The sequence below is a fragment of the Streptomyces diacarni genome (assembly GCF_003323715.1).
Lineage (GTDB): Bacteria > Actinomycetota > Actinomycetes > Streptomycetales > Streptomycetaceae > Streptomyces > Streptomyces diacarni.
This window is the reverse complement of record NZ_QOIN01000046.1, coordinates 366,383-386,285: the sequence shown is the minus strand read 5'-3', so window position 1 is coordinate 386,285 and position 19,903 is coordinate 366,383. Positions and strand designations below refer to the sequence as shown.

Annotated in this window: 14 protein-coding genes; 10 read left to right on the top strand and 4 right to left on the bottom strand. The window is 73.0% G+C overall.

From position 1 onward, the window contains the following. Nucleotides 1–103 precede the first annotated feature (103 nt). Together DTL70_RS18525 and DTL70_RS18520 are read right to left on the bottom strand one after the other, a co-directional pair. Complete coding sequence (locus tag DTL70_RS18525) at nucleotides 104–2,305, bottom strand: nucleotidyl transferase AbiEii/AbiGii toxin family protein (RefSeq protein WP_245979452.1); 2,202 nt, start codon at nucleotides 2,303–2,305, stop codon at nucleotides 104–106. Between the two features lie 13 nt (nucleotides 2,306–2,318). Further along, nucleotides 2,319–3,116: a MerR family DNA-binding transcriptional regulator gene (locus DTL70_RS18520; protein ID WP_114023058.1), complete on the bottom strand. Its 798-nt coding sequence runs from the start codon at nucleotides 3,114–3,116 to the stop codon at nucleotides 2,319–2,321. A 226-nt stretch (nucleotides 3,117–3,342) separates the two neighbouring features. Here DTL70_RS18520 and DTL70_RS18515 point away from each other — a divergent pair, with 226 nt between their 5' ends. The 9 genes from DTL70_RS18515 to DTL70_RS18475 all read left to right on the top strand — a co-directional run bounded on the left by DTL70_RS18515 (nucleotide 3,343) and on the right by DTL70_RS18475 (nucleotide 15,626). Then, nucleotides 3,343–3,858, top strand: coding sequence for a hypothetical protein (locus tag DTL70_RS18515; protein ID WP_114023057.1), 516 nt, complete (start codon nucleotides 3,343–3,345; stop codon nucleotides 3,856–3,858). 22 nt (nucleotides 3,859–3,880) lie between these two features. Then, on the top strand, nucleotides 3,881–4,603 hold the full coding sequence (locus DTL70_RS18510) for an endonuclease V (RefSeq protein WP_114023056.1): 723 nt from the start codon (nucleotides 3,881–3,883) through the stop codon (nucleotides 4,601–4,603). A gap of 216 nt (nucleotides 4,604–4,819) precedes the next feature. Next, a complete protein-coding gene (locus DTL70_RS18505; protein WP_114023055.1) occupies nucleotides 4,820–6,715 on the top strand; it encodes a methylmalonyl-CoA mutase family protein in 1,896 nt (631 codons plus the stop codon). Continuing rightward, on the top strand, nucleotides 6,712–9,057 hold the full coding sequence (gene scpA / locus DTL70_RS18500; RefSeq protein ID WP_245979451.1) for a methylmalonyl-CoA mutase: 2,346 nt from the start codon (nucleotides 6,712–6,714) through the stop codon (nucleotides 9,055–9,057). The genes DTL70_RS18505 and scpA overlap by 4 nt, the downstream gene beginning before the upstream one ends. A gap of 4 nt (nucleotides 9,058–9,061) precedes the next feature. Next, nucleotides 9,062–10,057, top strand: coding sequence for a methylmalonyl Co-A mutase-associated GTPase MeaB (gene meaB, locus DTL70_RS18495; protein WP_114023054.1), 996 nt, complete (start codon nucleotides 9,062–9,064; stop codon nucleotides 10,055–10,057). Between the two features lie 315 nt (nucleotides 10,058–10,372). Then, nucleotides 10,373–11,245, top strand: coding sequence for a glycoside hydrolase family 16 protein (locus tag DTL70_RS18490; protein ID WP_114023053.1), 873 nt, complete (start codon nucleotides 10,373–10,375; stop codon nucleotides 11,243–11,245). Nucleotides 11,246–11,406: 161 nt separating this feature from the next. After that, a complete protein-coding gene (locus DTL70_RS18485) occupies nucleotides 11,407–12,954 on the top strand; it encodes a GntP family permease (RefSeq protein ID WP_114023052.1) in 1,548 nt (515 codons plus the stop codon). Nucleotides 12,955–13,473: 519 nt separating this feature from the next. Next, a complete protein-coding gene (locus tag DTL70_RS18480) occupies nucleotides 13,474–14,337 on the top strand; it encodes a hypothetical protein (RefSeq protein ID WP_245979467.1) in 864 nt (287 codons plus the stop codon). After that, nucleotides 14,334–15,626 (top strand): S8 family peptidase, encoded by a 1,293-nt coding sequence (locus tag DTL70_RS18475; protein WP_114023051.1) that lies wholly within the window; start codon nucleotides 14,334–14,336, stop codon nucleotides 15,624–15,626. Before DTL70_RS18480 ends, DTL70_RS18475 begins: the two co-directional genes overlap by 4 nt. 15 nt (nucleotides 15,627–15,641) lie before the next feature. Here DTL70_RS18475 and DTL70_RS18470 read toward each other — a convergent pair whose 3' ends face one another. Both DTL70_RS18470 and DTL70_RS18465 read right to left on the bottom strand, forming a co-directional pair. After that, nucleotides 15,642–17,213 (bottom strand): CapA family protein, encoded by a 1,572-nt coding sequence (locus tag DTL70_RS18470; protein WP_425470381.1) that lies wholly within the window; start codon nucleotides 17,211–17,213, stop codon nucleotides 15,642–15,644. A 153-nt stretch (nucleotides 17,214–17,366) separates the two neighbouring features. Further along, a complete protein-coding gene (locus DTL70_RS18465) occupies nucleotides 17,367–18,446 on the bottom strand; it encodes a polyprenyl synthetase family protein (protein WP_114023050.1) in 1,080 nt (359 codons plus the stop codon). 337 nt (nucleotides 18,447–18,783) lie between these two features. On the opposite strand from DTL70_RS18465, the gene ku reads away from it, so the two are divergent. Next, entirely contained in the window at nucleotides 18,784–19,866 is a 1,083-nt protein-coding gene (gene ku, locus DTL70_RS18460) for a non-homologous end joining protein Ku (protein ID WP_114023049.1), read from the top strand. Nucleotides 19,867–19,903: the final 37 nt, after the last annotated feature.

Genomic DNA, 19,903 nt, shown 5'->3' with positions numbered 1-19,903 from the left:
GGAACGTGCGGGCGGCGAGCTGGTCAGGGGTCAGGAAGCCTGGCGTGCCGCCGCATGGTGCCACGTTCGGGTGAGGGGGCCTCGCGGCTCCGCTCCGTACGACTCAGCTCCCGCTCGGTGGCTGCGTCCGCTCCCGCAGCGCGTCCGCTGCCTCCCGCAGCCGCTCCTCGTCCCAGCCGTCACGGCGCCACGGACGGTCGGGGTCGGGCGGCGGCCTGAAAGCGGCCACCAGCGGGAGCACCCCGTCCACGGTGTGCCGGGTGCTCCCCAGGACTTCCCGCACCACCACGAGCGCGGAGCGCGGCGGCACATGGGTGGCGAACAGCCGCTCCAGTACCGCTGTGAGGCCGCCGTCCGCGAAGGCGGTACGGCACTGCGCGACGAGCGGGGCGAGCCAGCGGGCGGACAGCTGGTAGTGGGAGGCGGGCGCACCGCTGCCGTCGTCGGCAGCGAACGTGGGGGCCAGCGCGGTGGTGAGCCGGTCCACCCAGTCGGCGGGGGGCGCGTCGTGCGCGAAGTCGGGCGGTCCCGCGAGGTGCGGGTGCTCCTTGGCGAACTCGAACCACTCCACGCACTGCGCCGCGTAGGCGAGGTCGCCCAGGAGAACCGGATTGCGGTCGTACAGTCCGTACTCGACGTCCCGGAAGACCGCGCGGAAAGTCTCGAAGGGAAGCGCGACGGACGGGTCCTCGGCGAGCAGTATCGCGTCGTAGAGATCCTTGCCCTCCGGGTAGGCGTCGCTGACCAGCCAGAGCAGCTTCCAGGCGAGTGACAGTCCGCGGGACGCAGCGCGGACGGTCAACGGCTCCCCCGCCGCGCCCGCCGGGCACGGAATCCGCGTGCGGACGGCGGGGGCAGGAAGGGGCTCGTTGAAGACGAAGTCGAGCTGGACGGTGCCGCCGGGCAGCCCCTCGGCGGTCCACGGGATGACGAGACGGCGGCCCGGCACCCGGTCGTAGGTCCAGATCTCGTCACGGGCGGCATGGTCCGCGTCCAGCCTGACGGCACCGCACGCCGCGGGTGCGGCCGCCGCATGGGGGGCCGCCGCGGGGGAGGTGGCCTCCGCGGCGTGGGAGGCCGCCTCGGCGGCGTGGGCGAGTTGGTCGAGCATGCGCTCGGTGCGCTCGTCGGTCACCTGCCAGTCCGATGGCTCCACGACGAAGTCGAGGTCACCGGGGTCGCGGGCCGCCTCTGCGTACCAGGCGCGCAGCAGCACACTGCCGCGCAGCACCAGGTGCTCCGCCCACCCGGAGGAGGCGACGGCGGCCAGCGCCAGGTCCAGCGCCCTCCGCCGCGCCGCGTACCAGCGCTCCCCCCGCTCCGCTTCGGCGAACTCCGGGTCCCCCAGTCGCATCGCCTTGGCGTGGTGCGCCGCCGAGGGGTCGAACACCGGGCGCTGCACCACGTGCTCCCCGCCGAGGACGGGCCGTAGTGTGCGCGGGAGTTCGAGCGCGGCCCGCGTCTCCTCGTCCAGTTCCCGCTGCGGCACCGTCTCCTGCGCCGCCCACGGCCCGGGGCCGAACTTCCGCCAGCCCGTCGCCGCGTACGCGCGCGGCCTGGTGACCGCCGCTCCCTCTTCCGCTATCCAGCCCTCGTCCAGGGCTTCCGCGCTGTCGTGCACGACGAACTCCCGTTCGGTGGCGAGGATCGGGTGCCGGAGCGAGGAGAGGCTCGCCAGCAGATCGTTCAGCCGGCGTCCTGCCGTCTCGTCGCCGACCTCGCGGCAGCGCTGGGTGACGAAGTACTCCCGTCGCCCGTCCGCACGGGTCCGGCGCGCGTTGCGGGAGAGGTGCGCGTCGTGCCGTACGACCAGCCGGGCCAGCCGGGCGCTCTCGCTGTCGGCGGAGGAGTCGCCGGTACCGGAGTCGCCGGTACCGGAGTGGGCTTCCGGCGGCAGCAGCAGCTTGACGTGGTGCTCGAAGTAGTACGCCCGGCCGAGTGCCGCTCCCTCGTCGTCCGTGCGCGGCACTCCGGAGGCCCACGGTGCCGCCTCGATCTTCACCCGGACCACGGGAGCGCCCGCGTCGGCCAACTCCCGCGCCGCCGCGCGCGCCCTCTCGCGGACCGCGTCGAGACCGCCGTCGGCCGCGAGCGTGACCATGGGCTGGTCCGGGGCGCGCCCGCGGTCGAGGACGATGCGGGCGTACTTCCACGCCCGCTGCGCCGCGTAGGCGGCCAGCGCCCCGGACGCCACGCCTGGGCAGGCGGCGTCGACGGTCAGATGGATCTCGAACTCGCCCGCGAAGGCGGGCGGGGCGACCGCTGCTGCGGGCGTGTGGGCGGACGCGGCGGGGGTGTCGGACACGCGTGCGATCGTCTCAGGTTTCGCGTTCCCCGTCCGGCCCGGTCCCCGAAGGCTCCGTGCGCGGTCCGTGGTCCCGCAGATAGGCGTGCAGCAAGCCCGCGCCCTCCAGCATCGCCGTCGTACGAGCCGTGAGGTCCCCCGCGCGGCGGTCGAGGGCGGCCCGCAGCTCCTCGGTGCTGCCGGCCTCGCGCAGACCGTCGAGCACGGGGCGGACCTGCGGCAGCGGATAGCGGCTCTGCCTCAGCAGGGCGACGAGGCGGGCCTCACGCGCCTCCGCCGGTCCGAACAGCCGGTAGCCGGTGGCCGGATCGCGGTGCGGCCGCAGCAGCCCGGCGGACTCCCACACGCGCAGCGTGGAGGGACGGACGCCCAACTGGTGCGCGAGTTCGCCGACGCGCAGCGAGGCGTACGCCGAGGACGCGGCTCGCGGCGGCGTTGGCGCCTCGCCGCCGGGGCTCTGCCGCACGACCTCGGCAAGGGCCTCACCCGCCGCCCGGAGGGAGAGCCGCTGCTCGTGCAGTTCGGCGTGTCCCGCGTCGACGAGAGCGAGCGCCTCGGGCACCTCACCCGCGTGGACGGCGACCATGACGTGCCGGGCCCGAACGACGCCGTAGCCGCCGGCCAGGGCGCGGAAGGTGAGCAGCGCGGCGCGGTGGCGCTCGGTGAAGGCGCGGTAGCCGGCGGGGGTGCGGGTCGCCGGTGGGAGGACGCCGGCCTCCTCGTAGTTGCGCACCTGCTGCGTCGAGATCCCCACCGCCCGTGCCAGGTCCACGGACCGCAGGGTGCCGCGCCGTGTGCCGTCGGCTTCCATGTCCCGTCCTCCCCCTCCCGGTCTCTCGCCCTTCCGCCCTCCCTCGGGCTTGCGGGAGGGCGAACGCTACGGGATACGGCGGTGCGGTGTTCCGGGAGCGCGGTGACACCCGGACGAGGGATTCATGGGGGCGCATCGCGGCACTGTCGTTCCTCCGCGCGCCGGAAAGGCGGACGATACCGCCGACATTCCCGATCCGGGTCATGCCCGGGCAAAGAGGTGTTCGATGCCCCGTACCGCCCCCCGCCGCCGCATCCGCAGGACCGTCCTCGCGGCCTGTGCCGCCACGGCCGCCGCGCTCGCGCTCGCCGCGCCCGCCGCGCAGGCCGACCCGTCCGAACCCACGCCCCGGATCCACGCGCCCTCCGAGCCCACCCCTCAGATCTACGCGCCGCCCGCCTCGTCGCCCCAGGAACAGGGCCGCCACACGGGCCCCGAAATCCGCCGTTTCCTGGGCTGGTTCTACGGGGAACACGGGCCGACCGACCAGCAGCGCGAGAAGTGGGTCTCGGACCTCCTCAAGGCGAAGCAGCGGCAGAACCCCGACCACGACGTCCTCCTGTGCGCCCAGAACGCGCCGCGGAATATCGAGGTCGGCCCGGTGACCGTCGCACAGTCGGCCGGTGTCGGCTGGGCCACCGTCACCGCCTACTGGACCGACGGCACCACCAGCACCTCCACCGCCTACGTCGCCCTAGACTCCCACCCGATCGAGTTGCACGACGTCGTGTGCGCCGAGTGAGACGGAGAGACGGAGCAGCCCCATGGGGATACGAGCGGGGGAACGCCCGGACCGCCGAGACCGCAGCGGGCCGCGGGCCTGGCCCACTACAGAGGCGGAAGCGGTGGCCCTCCAGGAGCGGCTGCGCGACGCCGCCGACCTGACGGCTGAAGGTCCTGCGCCCGACCAGGTGCGCACCGTCGCGGGCGTGGACGTGGCCTACGCGGACGGCGGCGGCCTGGTGGCCGCCGCCGTCACCCTGGACGCGACCAGCCTCGACGTCGTGGAGGAGTCCGTGCACGTGGGCCGCACGGACTTCCCCTACGTCCCGGGCCTGTTGGCCTTCCGTGAGCTGCCGTCGGTGACCGCGGCACTGGACGGCCTGGCCCACCGCCCCGACGTCATCGTCTGCGACGGCTACGGCATCGCGCACCCGCGCCGCGCCGGACTCGCCGTCCACCTGGGCGTGCTGACCGGCCTCCCCTGCTTCGGAGTCGCCAAGACGCCCTTCCTCTTCGACTTCGCGCAACCCGGCCGCGAGCGCGGCTCCTTCTCCCCGCTCACCATCGAGGGCGAGGAGGTGGGCCGCGCGCTGCGCACCCAGGACGGCGTGAAACCCGTCTTCGTCTCCGTCGGCAGCGGCATCGGCCTGGAGCACGCCACCGCGCTCACCCTCCGGCTGGCCCCCACCTACCGCCAGCCGGAGACCACCCGCAGGGCCGACCACCTCGCGGGCCGCCACCTGGCGGCCTCCGGCCAGGGGTGACGGACAGGGGTGAGGGGGCCGCATGGCGGGGCGGCGACTGCGGAAGCGGCCCCACACGCGCTCACGCAGCGCGCCGGATACCGGCTGCAAAGGGCCCAGCAGTGCGAACGGGGACGCGCCCAGGGGTGACCGGGGGCGTGCTCCGTTGGACGGGAGAGTGCAAGGTCACACCCGTGCCCCCTGCTACTCGCGAGTTGGCTCACCTAATCTGCGGCCATGACGGTCCCGCCTGAAGAAGGGCTCTCCCTCGCTCAGGACTTCCCGGACGCGACGCACGAGCAGTGGCAGCAGCTCGTCGCCGGGGTTCTGCGCAAGACGGGAGCGGCGGCCTTCGACGACGCCGCGCCCGAGTCCGCCCTCACCACGACGCTCGCCGACGACATCAGGGTGCACCCCCTCTACACCCGCAGCGACGCGGGAGGACCCGCCGGGCTGCCGGGGTTCGCCCCCTTCACCCGCGGCGCCCGCGCCGAGGGGAACACGGCCCGGGGGTGGGACGTACGGCAGCGGCACACCCGCGCCGACATCGAGGGCACCCGCGATGCCGTACTCGACGACCTTGCGAGCGGGGTCACCTCACTGTGGCTGACCGTGGGCGCCGCCGGGCTGCCCGTCGCCGGGCTGGCGCGCGCCCTGGAGGGTGTCTACCTCGACCTGGCACCCGTCGTGCTGGAACCGGGTGCCGCGTTCGGGCCCGCGGCCACCGAACTGCTGCGGCTGCGCGGGCAGCTGACCGAGGGTGCCGAGCCCGCGCCCGGCAGCGTGCTGGGCGCCGACCCGCTGGGGCACACCGCCCGTACCGGCGCCCACGACACGGTGCCCGAGCTGCGCCGGGAGGCCGCCGAGCTGGCGGCGGGGTGCGCCGGGGACGCGCCCGGGCTGCGCACGTACGTGGTGGACACGCTCCCCTACCACGAGGCCGGCGGCTCCCCCGCGCGGGAACTGGCGTGCGCGCTGGCCACCGGGGTGGCCTACCTGCGCGACATGACGCGGGCGGGGCTGAGCGTGGCACAGGCGTGCGAACAGCTGGAGTTCCGGTACGCGGCCACCGCCGACCAGTTCACCACCATCGCCACGCTGCGGGCCGCGCGCAGGCTGTGGGCGCGCGTGGCGCAGGCCTGCGGCGCACCGGCGCCCGCCGGGGCGCAGCGGCAGCACGCGGTGACTTCGCCGGTGATGATGACCCGCCGCGACCCGTGGGTGAACATGCTGCGCACGACGGTTGCCACGCTGGCCGCCGGAGTCGGCGGCGCCGACGCGGTCACCGTACTGCCGTTCGACGACGCGCTGGGGCTGCCCGACGCCTTCGCCCGGCGCATCGCCCGCAACACCTCCGCCATCCTGCTGGAGGAGTCCCACCTGGCCGGGGTGATCGACCCGGCGGGCGGCTCCTGGTACGTGGAGACGCTCACCGACGAGCTGGCGCACACCGCGTGGGCGCACTTCCAGGAGATCGAGGGCGCCGGGGGCATGGCCGCCGCGCTGCGCGACGGACTGGTCGAGCAGCGGCTGCGCGAGAGCTGGGAGCTGCGCACCACCGCACTGGCCCGGCGCCGCGAACCGGTCACCGGCGTCAGCGAGTTCCCGCTGCTGGACGAGCGGCCCGTCGCCCGCGAGCCCGCACCGCAGCCTCCCGGCGGCGGACTGCCGCGGGTGCGCAGGGACGACGCGTACGAGGCGCTGCGCGTCCGCTCGGATCACCACCTGGAGACCACCGGAGCGCGCCCGAAGCTCTTTTTGGCCGCGCTCGGCCCCGCCGCGGCGCACACGGCGCGCGTCTCCTTCGTCGCCAACCTCGCCCAGGCGGGCGGCATCCAGCCGGTACACGATCCGGTGACGGTGGACGCCGCCTCTGTGGCCGACGCGTTCACCGCCAGCGGCGCCACGGTGGCGTGCCTGTGCTCCAGCGACACGCTGTACGCCGAGGAGGCGGCGCAGGTCGCCACCGCGCTCAAGCAGGCGGGTGCGGCGCGGGTGCTCCTCGCGGGGAAACCCGACGCTCAGCGGCGCGAGGCGTACCGGGCCGCCGGTGTCGACGAGTTCGTCCACGCGGGCGGTGACGCCGTCGCCGCCCTCACCTCCCTCCTCGACCGCATGGGGGTCGACGCATGAGCCGGCAGACGACAGGCGCGGAGGAGCCCTCCGCGATCCCCGACTTCACCACCGTCGGCCTCGAAGCCGAGTCCGCCGCGCAGCCCGGCGCCGAGCTCGGGTCCGGCGGGGAGCGCGAGCAGGACGGCGAGCGGTGGCGGGAGGCCGTCAAGGAGCGCACCGGGCACTCCGTCGAGGACCTGGCGTGGCACACCCCCGAGGGCATCGCCGTCAAGCCCCTCTACACCGACGAGGACCGCCGCGGCCTCGACTTCCTGGGCACGTACCCGGGCGTCGCCCCCTACCTGCGCGGCCCGTACCCGACGATGTACGTCAACCAGCCGTGGACGATCCGCCAGTACGCGGGCTTCTCCACGGCCGAGGAGTCCAACGCCTTCTACCGCCGCAACCTGGCGGCCGGACAGAAGGGCCTCTCGGTCGCCTTCGACCTGCCCACCCACCGCGGCTACGACAGCGACCACCCGCGCGTGACGGGCGACGTCGGCATGGCGGGCGTGGCGATCGACTCGCTCTACGACATGCGGCAGCTCTTCGACGGCATCCCACTGGACCGGATGACCGTCTCGATGACGATGAACGGCGCCGTCCTGCCGGTGCTGGCGCTCTACATCGTCGCCGCCGAGGAGCAGGGCGTACCGCCCGAGAAGCTGGCCGGGACCATACAGAACGACATCCTCAAGGAGTTCATGGTCCGCAACACCTACATCTATCCGCCGCAGCCCTCCATGCGGATCATCTCCGACATCTTCGCCTACACCTCGCAGAAGATGCCGCGCTACAACTCCATCTCCATCTCCGGCTACCACATCCAGGAGGCCGGCGCGACGGCCGACCTGGAGCTGGCGTACACGCTGGCGGACGGTGTGGAGTACCTGCGCGCCGGGCTGGAGGCGGGCATGGACGTCGACGCGTTCGCCCCCCGCCTCTCGTTCTTCTGGGCGATCGGCATGAACTTCTTCATGGAGGTCGCCAAGCTGCGCGCGGCGCGGCTGCTGTGGGCGAAGCTCGTGAACAAGTACGAGCCGAAGAACCCCAAGTCGCTGTCGCTGCGCACCCACTCGCAGACCTCGGGCTGGTCGCTGACAGCGCAGGACGTCTTCAACAACGTCACCCGTACGTGTGTCGAGGCGATGGCCGCCACGCAGGGCCACACCCAGTCGCTGCACACCAACGCGCTGGACGAGGCCCTCGCGCTGCCCACCGACTTCTCCGCGCGCATCGCCCGCAACACCCAGCTGCTGCTCCAGCAGGAGTCGGGCACCTGCCGGGTGATCGACCCATGGGGCGGCAGCGCCTACGTGGAGCAGCTCACCCACGACCTGGCGGCGCGCGCCTGGCAGCACATCGAGGAGGTCGAGGCCGCGGGCGGCATGGCCAAGGCCATCGACGCGGGCATTCCGAAGCTGCGCGTGGAGGAGGCCGCGGCCCGCACCCAGGCCCGGATCGACTCGGGGCGGCAGCCGGTCATCGGCGTCAACAAGTACCGGGCGGCGAGCGACGAGCAGATCGACGTCCTCAAGGTCGACAACTCCTCGGTCCGCGCCCAGCAGGTGGCCAAGCTGCGGCGGCTGCGGGAAGAACGCGACGAGGGCGCCTGCCGCGCCGCGCTGGAGGCCCTCACGAGGGCCGCAGGAGCGGCGTCCGGGCCAGGTCTGGAGAACAACCTGCTGGCCCTGGCCGTGGACGCGGCACGCGCCATGGCGACCGTCGGGGAGATCTCCGAGGCGCTGGAGCAGGTCTACGGGCGCCACTCGGGTCAGATCCGTACGATCTCCGGTGTGTACCGCGAGGAGGCAGGAGTGTCGTCGTCCCTGGGCCGCACCCGGGAGTTGGTGGACGCCTTCGAGGAGGCGGAAGGCCGCAGGCCGCGGCTGCTGGTGGCCAAGATGGGCCAGGACGGGCACGACCGGGGCCAGAAGGTGATCGCCACCGCGTTCGCCGACCTGGGCTTCGACGTCGACGTCGGCCCCCTCTTCCAGACCCCGGCCGAAGTGGCACGGCAGGCCGTCGAGGCGGACGCGCACATCGTGGGCGTCTCCTCGCTGGCGGCCGGACACCTCACCCTCGTACCGGCGCTGCGGGAGGAACTCGCGGCGGCCGGACGCGACGACATCATGGTCGTCGTCGGCGGCGTGATCCCGCCCGCCGACGTCGAACCGCTGCACGAGGCCGGCGCGACGGCGGTCTTCCCACCCGGCACGGTCATCCCCGAGGCCGCGTACGACCTGCTGGGCAAGCTGGCCGCCTCGCTCGGTCACGACGCGTTGGCCGAGCCCGGCGCGCCGGCCGAGTCGAGTGAAGGCGTGACGGGCTCCCAGGGCGCTGCGGAGGGTGAGGGCTGAGCGCGTGCCCCGGACCATCGACCCCGACGACTACGCCAAGGGCGTACTGGCAGGGTCCCGCGCGTACATCGCGCGGGCCATCACGCTGGTGGAGTCCCGCAGGGCCGACCACCGGGAACTGGCGCAGCAGTTGCTGACGGCGCTGCTGCCGCACGCGGGCGGCGCCCGGCGCGTCGGCATCAGCGGAGTACCCGGTGTCGGCAAGTCGACGTTCATCGACGCGCTGGGCACCCTGCTGACCGAGCGCGGCCACCGGGTGGCGGTCCTCGCCGTCGACCCCTCCTCCACCCGGACCGGCGGCTCCATCCTGGGCGACAAGACGAGGATGGAGCGGCTCGCCGTCAACCCGGACGCGTTCGTCCGCCCCTCCCCCACCGCGGGCACACTCGGTGGCGTCGCCAAGGCCACCCGCGAGACGATGATCGTGATGGAGGCGGCGGGCTACGACGTCGTCCTCGTCGAGACCGTCGGCGTCGGCCAGTCCGAGGCGACCGTGGCCCAGATGGTGGACTCGTTCCTGCTGCTCACCCTCACCCGCACAGGCGACCAGCTCCAGGGCATCAAGAAGGGCGTGCTGGAGCTCGCCGACGTACTGGCCGTCAACAAGGCCGACGGACCTCACGAGCGCGACGCCCGCTCCGCCGCCCGCGAACTGGCGGGCGCGCTGCGGCTGATGCGGTCGGCCGACGCCTCCTGGACCCCGCCGGTGCTCACGTGCAGCGGGCGGGAGGGCACCGGACTCGACGAGGTGTGGGAGCGCGTCGAGCGGCACCGCGCCGTCCAGGAGTCCACCGGGGAGCTGGCCGCGAAACGCCGCGACCAGCAGGTCGAATGGGTGTGGTCCATGGTCCGCGACGACCTGCTGGGACGCCTCGAACAGCACCCCGAGGTGCGGCGCCTCGCCCCGCTGCTGGAAGAGCGCGTCCGCGAAGGCTCCCTGACGGCCACACGCGCCGCCCAGCGGATCGTCGAAACCTTCGGCCGGCGCCCCGCCGACTGAGCCCCGGTGCGCCTCTCGCGGTCCTGGAAGACGGCCGCACGGGTGGTGACGGGTGCACAGGCGGGCCTTACGGGTGCACGAGCGGGCCTTACGGGTGCACGGCCGGCGCGCCCCTCACATCTGTCGCCACCTCTTGAACACGTATCGGTCTGGACCAAAGCCTTGACGGCTCGTTCGAGCGGGCTTACAACAAGTCATCAAGAAAGCCCGGGGCTCAGCGGACGCGTTACGCGCACTCTCGTTGATGTCTTGTTCTTTCTTGCCCTCTTGTCATGGGCACGCCTACGTCCATCCCCCACGAAAGGACGGGCTGACATGAGACTTCCCTGGCGGCTCCGCACAGCGGTGTGCGGAGCGACCCTGCTGTGCTGCACGACCGCCGCACTGCTGCCCACCACCGCATCGGCCGGCGCCGCGGACACCGCACACCCCGGCAGCGGCACCCAAGCGGTCGTCTTCTCCGACGACTTCGACGGCCCCGCCGGCTCCCCCGCCGACAGCGGCAAGTGGCAGACCGAGACCGGCGACAACGTCGACAACCACGAACGGCAGTACTACACCCCCGGCGCCGACAACGCCGCACTCGACGGCAACGGCAACCTCGTCATCACCGCGCGCAAAGAGAACCCCGGCGACTACCAGTGCTGGTACGGCACATGCGAGTACACCTCGGCACGGCTGAACACCGCGGGCAAGTTCACCCAGACCCACGGACACGTGGAAGCGCGCGTCAAAGTGCCGCGGGGCCAGGGCATGTGGCCGGCCTTCTGGATGCTCGGTGACGACATCGGAAGCGCCGGATGGCCCGCCTGCGGCGAGATCGACGTGATGGAGAACGTCGGCTTCGAGCCGAACACGGTGCACGGCACCGTGCACGGCCCCGGCTACTCCGGCTCGGGCGGCATCGGCGCCGCGTACTCAACTCCGGACGGCGCGGCCTTCGCCGACGACTTCCACGTCTTCGCCATCGACTGGTCCCCCGGCGCCATCAGCTGGTCGGTGGACGGGAACGTCTACCAGACACGTACGCCCGCCGACGTCGGCGGCAACCCGTGGGTGTTCGACAAGCCGTTCTTCCTCATCCTCAACCTCGCCGTGGGAGGCTACTGGCCCGGCGACCCGGACGGCTCGACGAACTTCCCGCAGCAGATGACCGTCGACTACGTGCACGTCACCGCCGGCGACTGACCCGCACGACGAGCGCACCCATGCCCGCGCCCCGGCCGACCTCCCGTCCGGCAGGGGTGCGGGCCACATCGTGAGACCCCCATTCCCCTCAGGGCGTGCCGCGTTGACCATGATCCGGCTGCGGAACATCGGGTTTCCGCAGGTCGGACGGGAGACGAACGATGGACAACCCGGCACCATTGGTGCACACGGCCCTCGCCATCGCGGCGGTGGTCGTGCTCATCCTCAAAGCGAAGGTCAACCCCGCGCTGGCGCTCGTGCTCGGCGCCGTCTACCTCGGCCTCGCCGGCGGCCTGGGCGCCGAACGCACCCTGAAGACGGTCAACAAGGGCTTCGGCGACCTGATGGCCGAGGTGGGGCTCCTCATCGTCCTCGGCGTGCTGCTGGGCACCCTGCTCTCCGCGCTCGGCGCCATCGAGAAACTGGTCACCCTGCTGCTGCGGACGCTGGGCCCCAAGCGGCTGCCCTACTCCTTCGCCATCACGATGGGCACCGTCCTGCAGTCCATCTTCGCCGACGTACTGCTCGTGATGACCGCCCCGCTCGCCCGGTCACTGGGCAGCCGCATCGGTCCCGGCGGACTCGCCCGGATGGCGGCCGCCATGGCGCTGGGCGTCGAGGTCGGCATCGCGCTGTCGGTGCCCGGCATCGGCGCACTGGCCCTCGCGGGACTGCTGGACATCCCGCTGGGCATCATGCTCCTCTACGGCTTCCCCCTGGCGGCCGTGACGATCCTGCTGACCCTGCTGCTGTTCAGCGCACTGGTCAAGCGCGGCTTCTGGAACCCGCACCGGGACGAGAGCGCGGTCGCTGAAGGCGGCGCGGTCGTCGAGGGCGGCACAGTCGTTCATGACGGTGCCGCCGCCCATGACGGGACCGTCGCCCACGACGGCGCCGCGGTGCACGGGGACATCGCGGTCCACGGGGACATCGCGGTGCACGAGGGCGCGGGGGTGAGTGACGGCGCGGCCCCACGTGAGGGCGCCACCGGGGGTGGTGGCGCGGGCGTTGGTGACGCAGTGGCGGCGGACGGCGACGCCGGTACCGCGCACGGTGACGGCACCGCACCGCCGTTGGGGCTCTCGCTCACACCGCTGCTGCTGGCCCTCGTCCTGATCGCGACCGGCGCCTTCGCCCAGGTCGCCGGCTGGGACTCACCCGTCGTCGACTTCCTCGGCGACCCGGTCGTCGGGCTGCTGACGGGGCTGATCCTGGCCTGTCTCGTCGCACGGCGCCGCCTGCCCGCCGGGGCGATCGGAGACGCGTTCGGGCAGGGCTTCCGCACCAGCGGCCAGATCCTGGTACTGACCGGGGTCGGCGGCTCGCTGGCCGCCGTCGTGGAAGCCGTGGGGCTCGGTGACCTGGTCAAGGACTCGTTCTCGGCCGGCACGTGGGCACCGCTCGCGCTGGTGTGGCTGATCGCCGCCGTCCTGCACATGGCGATCGGTTCGGTCACCACCTCCGCCATCACGGCAGCGGGCATCCTCGCCCCCGTGGCGCCCAGCCTGGACGTGCAGCCGGTATTGATCGCCCTCGCGGCCGGTGCTGGCTCACTGTTCGCCATCCACGCCACGAGCAACACCTTCTGGCTGTTGCAGACGCTGCTCGGACAGACGACGCGGGGCACGCTCAAGACGGTCACGCTGACCGTCTCCGGCGCGTCCGTGATCGCGCTGGGACTGATACAGACGGTGAGTCTCGTGATGTGAGAGGTCGACGTTCATGTCAGCCTCTGCGTCGCGGTGGCCGGCATGTACGTCTTCGCCGCCCTCTACTGGGCCTGCCATGTCCGGAACTGTTCTGACCTGCTCTTCTGTGACAGAAGCGAGACGGGGATCGAGCGCCTTGCCCCCGTCGGTGACCGGTAGGGTCTCCTACGCACCGGCGAGGGAACGGTCGTTCTCCAGGGGTTCGCGTCCTCCCGCTGCCCGCGCACGCGCGTGCGCCGCACACCGAGGAGGGGAGCCATGTCCTACCCGAGCCCGCCCGACAGTCCCGGCAGCCCCGGGTCGTACGGGCATCGACCACCCGTCCCGCCACCGCCCGGCGCGCCCCCGCCGATGCCGCCAGGTCCCCCACCGGGACAGCCGGGCGCTCCGGGCGCTCCGGGAGTCGGCGTACCGGGGCCCGGCGCGCCGGGAGCGGGAGCGGGCGCGCCGGGGCCGGGAATGCCCGGGCAGGGGTTTCCCGGGCAGGGCTTTCCCGGACAAGGGTTTCCCGGACAAGGCTTGCCAGGGCAGGGGGTGCCGGGCCCCGGGATGCCGGGCGCGGGCGTGCCAGGTGCGGGCACGCCGGGCGCGGGCATGCCGCCGGGGCCGGGGCCGAAGAAGAGCACCGGCCGCACCTGCCTGACCGTCTTCCTCGGCGTCGTCGGCGGTCTCGCCCTCCTCGCGGGCGGCGGGTTGACCGCCCACACCTACTCCAACGCGAGCCAGAACGTCTCCAACCGCACCGCGTACGGGCCCGCCCTGTGGCGGAACGAACCCGTCGACAAGATCTTCCCCAAGACCCTCGGCCCGAAGGCCGACGCGCAGTCCGATCCGGCCGACCCGAAGCTGGCCGAGTGGCACCGCCTCGGCATCGCCCAGGAGACCGGCTGCGGGGACGCGTTGACGGGCGACCTGGCGGCGGAGGCCGACAAGCGGGGCTGCGAGGCCGCGTTGCGCGCCACCTACGTCGATGCGACGGGCAACCTCGTGGCGACCGTCGCCGTCCTCGTCCTGCCGAAGGTCGACGACCCGGAGAAGGGGATGGAGGGCTTCTTCAGCGAGCAGCGGGACAAGGACGTGCCCAGCCAGGGCGTCAAGGCGTTCGCCGTGCCCGACACGCTCGCCGAGGACTGGAAGGACAGCCGGCGCAACGGCACGGACGGCATGCAGACCACCGACACGCTCTACATGCCCTACGCCATCGCCGCCTCGGCCGGTTCGGTCGACGGGCGGAAGGCGGGCCACCTGCCGGGCGAGTGGGGCAGGCGCACGTTCGACGCCAAGTCGGACCGGCTGCCGTGGCGGGAGGCGGCCAAGACGCTCGCCTCGGACCTGGACCAGCACCTGGAGAACCTGCTGCTCGAGGAGACGAAGCCCTCATGACACACCCGAAGGTCCGAAGGGCCGGCCTGCGCATCGGCACATCCTTCGCCGCCGCGGGCATCAGCGCGCTGCTGTGCGTCGGCTCGGCGACCCCGGCCCAGGCCAAGACGCCTGCGAGTTGGGAGTCGGAGGCGCTGGGCCTGTCCTCGGCGCAGAAGACGACCCGGGGCAAGGGCGTGAAGGTCGCCGTGCTCGACAGCGGCCTCGTCAAGGACCATCCGGCCGTCGCCGGGAAGGTGACCACGGGCCCCGACTACGTCAAGGACGGCCTCCACTCCGGCGATCCGCGGTGGGGCGAGCACGGTACGGCCATGGCCTCCGACGTGCTGAAGGTCGCTCCCCAAGCGAGCATCCTGTCGGTGCGGGTCATCGACAACAAGAAGGACAACGACGGGGACCTGACGAACGGGCCGAGCCCGGTGGCCCAGGGCATCACCTACGCGGTCGACCACGGCGCCGACGTGATCTCGATGTCGCTGGGTGGCGAGACCTTCGGCTCCAGCTTCAACGAGCAGGAGACCACGGCACTCGCACACGCGGCCCACAAGGGCGTGCCCGTGATCGCCTCGGCCGGCAACGAGGGCGACATGTTCAACGACTCGTCCTACCCGGCGGGTTACCCCAGCGTGATCACCGTGGCCGCCGTCGAGAAGGGTGGCAGCCGCGCCGAGTTCTCGACCGTCAGGACGTACAACACGATCGCCGCTCCCGGTTTCGGCATCGTCAGCGCCAAGAACACCGGCGGTTACGCGCCCGTCAACGGCACCTCGCCCGCAGCGGCGCTCACCTCGGGGGTCGTGGCCCTGATGCTGGGCAAGGACGCCGAGCTCAAGCCGTCCCAGGTGCGCGCCATCCTCACCAGCACGGCGGCGCACCCGCCGGGTGGGTACAACCCGCTGGTGGGCCACGGAGTGGTCAACGCGGCGGCGGCCGTACGGGCCGTCTCCGACCCGCCGGCCGACGGCGCCGCTCCCGCCAAGTACCAGGGCAAGACGTTCCTCACCCCGCCGAACGGTGTGGAACCGACCCAGCACCCGCCGCTGGACACCACCGAGTTGACGATCGGCCTCGTCGGGGGCGGTGTCGGCCTGGTGATGGTCGTGGGGGCGGTCCTCCTCGGCCGCGCCGGACGCCGCCGCGCCGCCACCGTCGCGGGACCCGCGGGCCCCGGAGGACCCGCCGGTCCCATAGGACCCGGAGGACCCGCCGGACCCGTCGCCGTCCCGGGTCTGCCCACGTCCACGGGGGGTCCGGCAGGCCCCGGCCCGGGACACTCCGGCCCGGCGTAGGCCCGGGCCGGGCCGTTACGACACCATGCGCAGGCCGTCCTTCTTGGCGCCCCGGCTGAAGACGGCCTCGCGGATGGTGTCGTAGGCCTTGTCCTGCGCGGGGTCACCGGCCGACCTGCTGCTGCCGGACGCGAGGTTGACGAGCGTGTAGCGGGGCGAGGACCGCATCAGGAAGGGGGTGAAGGAGGCCTTGTCGACCGTCCAGGCACCCCTGTGTCCCCGGTCGGAGGTGCGGCCGGGCGGGACGAAGTGGAAGCGCGCCGCAGTGCCCATGGACCCGCGGGGGTCGTTCATCTTGCCCGCGATCTGGTCGCCCATGCCGTAGACGACCCAGGTGCCGTTGACCTTCTCGTACGCCTGCGGCACATGAGCGTGGGTGCCGAGGATCAGATCGACGTCCCGGCGGCCGTGGGAGCGGGAGGCGGTCAGCGTCTCGGCCATGGACCGCTGGAGCTGGTCGGGCTCCTGCTGCCACTCGGTACCCCAGTGCATGCTGACGACGACCACGTCGGCGCCCGCCCGCCGTGCCGCACGGGCGTCCCGGATGATGCGCTGGGGCTCGATCAGGTTGACGAGCCAGGGCTTGCTCTCGGGCACGGAGATTCCGTTGGTGCCGTAGGTGTAGGCGAGTTGGGCGACCTTGGCGCCACCGGCCCGCAGCACGGCGGGCCGCCCGCGTTCGCGGGCCGAACGGGCGGAGCCCACGTGCTGGAGCCCGGCCGAGTCCATGGCCCCCAGCGTGCGGTGCACACCGTCACTGCTGTCGTCCAGCGTGTGGTTGGAGCCGGTCGAACACGAGTCGTAGCCCACGTTCTTGACGGAGCGCGCCAGCTGCGGCGGTGTCTTGAAGAGCGGGTACCCGGAGAACGGTCCGCCGTCGGGCCCGTAGACCGTCTCCATGTGGCAGATCGCCAGGTCGGCCTTCTTCACCATCGGTTTCGCCGCGTCGATCATGTGGCCGAAGTCGTAGCCCGAGCCGCCCGCATCAGCGCGCGCCTGCCGGATGATCGAGTCGTGCACGAGCAGGTCGCCGGTGGCCACCAGGGAGAAGCCGTCCGCGTCGCCCTGCCCCCGCTCGTGCCGGGCCTGCTGTCCGTCGCCGCGCTCCGCGCGCCCCCCGTCCCCCGCCGACCCGGCGCGCGCGCCGTCCTCGGCCGTTCCACATCCGGCGACGCCGCCGAGCAGCGCGGTGACGGCGACAGCGGCGAGGAGTCCGCGTCCGCGGGTACGACCGCGAGTGGGGCGGACGCGCGTTTCGGGGTGGATGCGCGCCTCGGGCCGGACGCGCGCCTCCGGGCGGACGTGCGCGTCGGGACGGGCGTGTGCGGCGGGACGGACGTGTACGGCGGGACGGACGTGTACGGCGGTGCGGACGCGCGCCTCGGGTCGGACGCACGGGACGAGGTGCATGGGCGGGGCGAGGCGGGCGCGCCGGAAGAGGCGGGCGCGGGCGACGAGGACCGAGCGGAGGAAGAGGCGAAGCGGAGGCAAGAAGCGGGTCGGCGGGGCGAGGCGGGCGTCGCGCGGGGCCCGACGGCGGCCGAGGCGGCGACCGAAGCCGCGACCAGAGGGGACGTCTGTGCGCATGAGTGCTCCTGCGGGGTGAGCCAGTCATACAAGTGCGATAAACGCACTGGATGACGACTCGCCCTCGCTCCCCGGCAGCGACACAGCGCCTGTCCCCCGACCGGCCCACAGGGAGCACCCGGGCTCCGTAACGACGCTCCGGGAAGCGCCCCCTCAGCCCCGGGCGACCGTGTGACGGAACAGCGCCCTGAGAGCGGCGTGGGTGGCGGCTGGCAGCGCGGCCTTGTCCAGTTGGGTGAGCGCTTCCGTCAGCTGCCAGGCCGATATCTCGTCGGCGGCGGCGCGCCCGCCCGCGTGGTCGATGAGAGCGGCCAGCTCGTCCGGGGGCGGCGGGCAGGCGGGGCCGCCGCCCAGCGACTGGGCGAGCGTCCGCGCCGCGGGGTTGCCCGCGCGCAGCGCCGCGATCAGCGGAAGGCTCGGGCCGCCCTCCCGCAGCCCGCTCATGACGGGCCGTCCGCTCAGCGCCGTCCCCGACCACAGGTCCTCGATGTCGCGGGCCACCTGCGCCGCGACACCCAGGTGGTGTCCCGCGCGCGTCAGCGCCTCGACCACCCGCTCGTCCGCCCCCGCCAGCAGCGCGCCACCGGCCAGCGCGCACTCCAGCAGCGAACTGCGGCGCGCGCCGGCCACCACGGCGTACTCCTCCACGCTGATGCCCTCGGGCGCGCGGCGCCGCAGCGCGAGTTCGGCCGACCGGCCGCTGACCAGCCGCGAGGTGGTGCGGGTCAGCAGCCGCAGCACGGCGCCCTCCGCCTCGGGGTCGGCCCCTGTGGGCAGCACGCGGCGGGTGGCAGCGCCCAGGAGCGCGTCCCCCGCCAGCACGGCCCAGCCGGTGCCGTAGACGGCCCACACGGCGGAGCGCCCGTGCCGGAGCGCCTCACCGTCCATCACGTCGTCGTGCAGGGCCGCCCAGTTGTGCACCAGTTCCACGGCCGCGGCCCCGGGCAGTGCCGCGTCCGTGGAGTGCGTGGCGGAGCCGTCCCGTCCGGACTCGCTCGCGCCCGCCGCGCACAGCGTCAGGGCCGCGCGCAGCGGGGGCTCGGGGGCGACACCGTAGGTGGGGCTGCCGTCCGGCTGGCTCCAGCCGAAGTGGTAGCCGCACACGCGGCGCAGTTCGGGCTGCAGCGCGCCGACCGCCTCCCGCAGCAGCGGCTCGATCCGCTCGTGTGCGGTGGACAGCAGGGACGGGGCGGCGGGCAGACCGTGCGTGTCGGAGAGTTCCTCAGTCGTCATACCGGAGCGCCTCCTGATCTCTCCGTGCCGGACACCCGGGTCGCCGGGCGGATGCGAAGCGTGCGGGAACGGTGTGCTCTCAGTAATCGGCTTTCCCCACCGAGGGACCCTCGACTCCCACGGCACCGATTCCGTACGAAGCACGCGGGGCGCAGGGGCGCGGCCCGGCGGATCGGTGCGTCGAAATGAGGGGTGTGAGGCGCCGGGGGCGTGAAACCCGGGCACACGAACGCACGGCCCGGGATGCGGCGGAGCGCACCTCGGGCGACAGTGGGAGCGCGCTCGCCCCGGGCCCGGGATCCCTTCGGCCCGGGGCCACTCAGGAGCAGGAGAAGCGATGGCACGCCCGGTCTGGAGCGGAGTGATCACCTTCGGGCTGGTCACGGTCCCGGTACGGATGTACGCCGCCACCGAGGACCACACCACCCACTTCCACCAGTTGCAGCGCGGCACCAACGACCGGGTGCGCAACAAGCGGGTGAACGAACGCACCGGAAAGAGCGTCGGCTTCGACGACATCGTCAAGGGCTACGAGATCGCCGACGGCGAGTACGTCACCGTCGAGCGGGAGGAGCTGGAGGAGATCGCCCCCGGCAAGTCCCAGGTCATCGACGTGAGCGGCTTCGTGGAAGCGGACGAGGTCGATCCGGTCTACTACGTGCGCTCCTACTACCTCTCGCCCGGCGACGAGAAGTACCGCAAGCCGTACGAACTGCTCCGTGCCGCTCTGGAATCCTCCGCGAAGACGGGCATCGCCACCTTCGTGATGCACAGCAAGGAGTACCTGGTCGCCCTCCGCGCCGGCGAGAACGTCCTGGCCCTGCACACCCTGCACTGGGCGGACGAGGTCCGCGACCCCGAGGAGGAGCTGTCCGGGCTGCCAGGACGTCAGCGGTCGGACAGCAAGGAGCTGAAGACCGCGCGGCAGCTCATCGACAGCATGAGCACCGCCTTCCACCCCGAGGACTACAGCGACAGCTACGAGGCCCGGGTGCGTGCGCTGGTCGAGGCCAAGGCCGGGGGCGAGGAACTCACCCCCGAGGAGGGCCCTCCGGAGGCCACCAACGTGGTGGACCTCAGCGAGGCTCTCAACCGCAGCATCGAACGGGCCCGTTCCGGGAAGGGGGGCGGCGGAGGCCGGAAGACCGGAAGCGGCCGCCGGAAACCCGCCACCGGGGACCGCACGCGTCCTGCGAAGAGGCGGGAGAGCGGGTCCAAGAGCGGGACTGGCGCCTCGAAGGGGCGGAGCCGGGCAGGCGCTTCGAGGAACACTCCCCCGCTCCGTGATCTGAGCAAGGACGAGCTGTACCGGCGCGCAGGCGACCAGGGCGTGAAGGGCCGCTCGAAGATGACCCGCGAACAACTGCTCGAAGCACTCGAAGCGCATACCGGCAGCGGCAGCTCCGGCAAAGCCGCCTGAGCCCGTACATCAGAGCCCCCGCATGAGGCCGACCCGC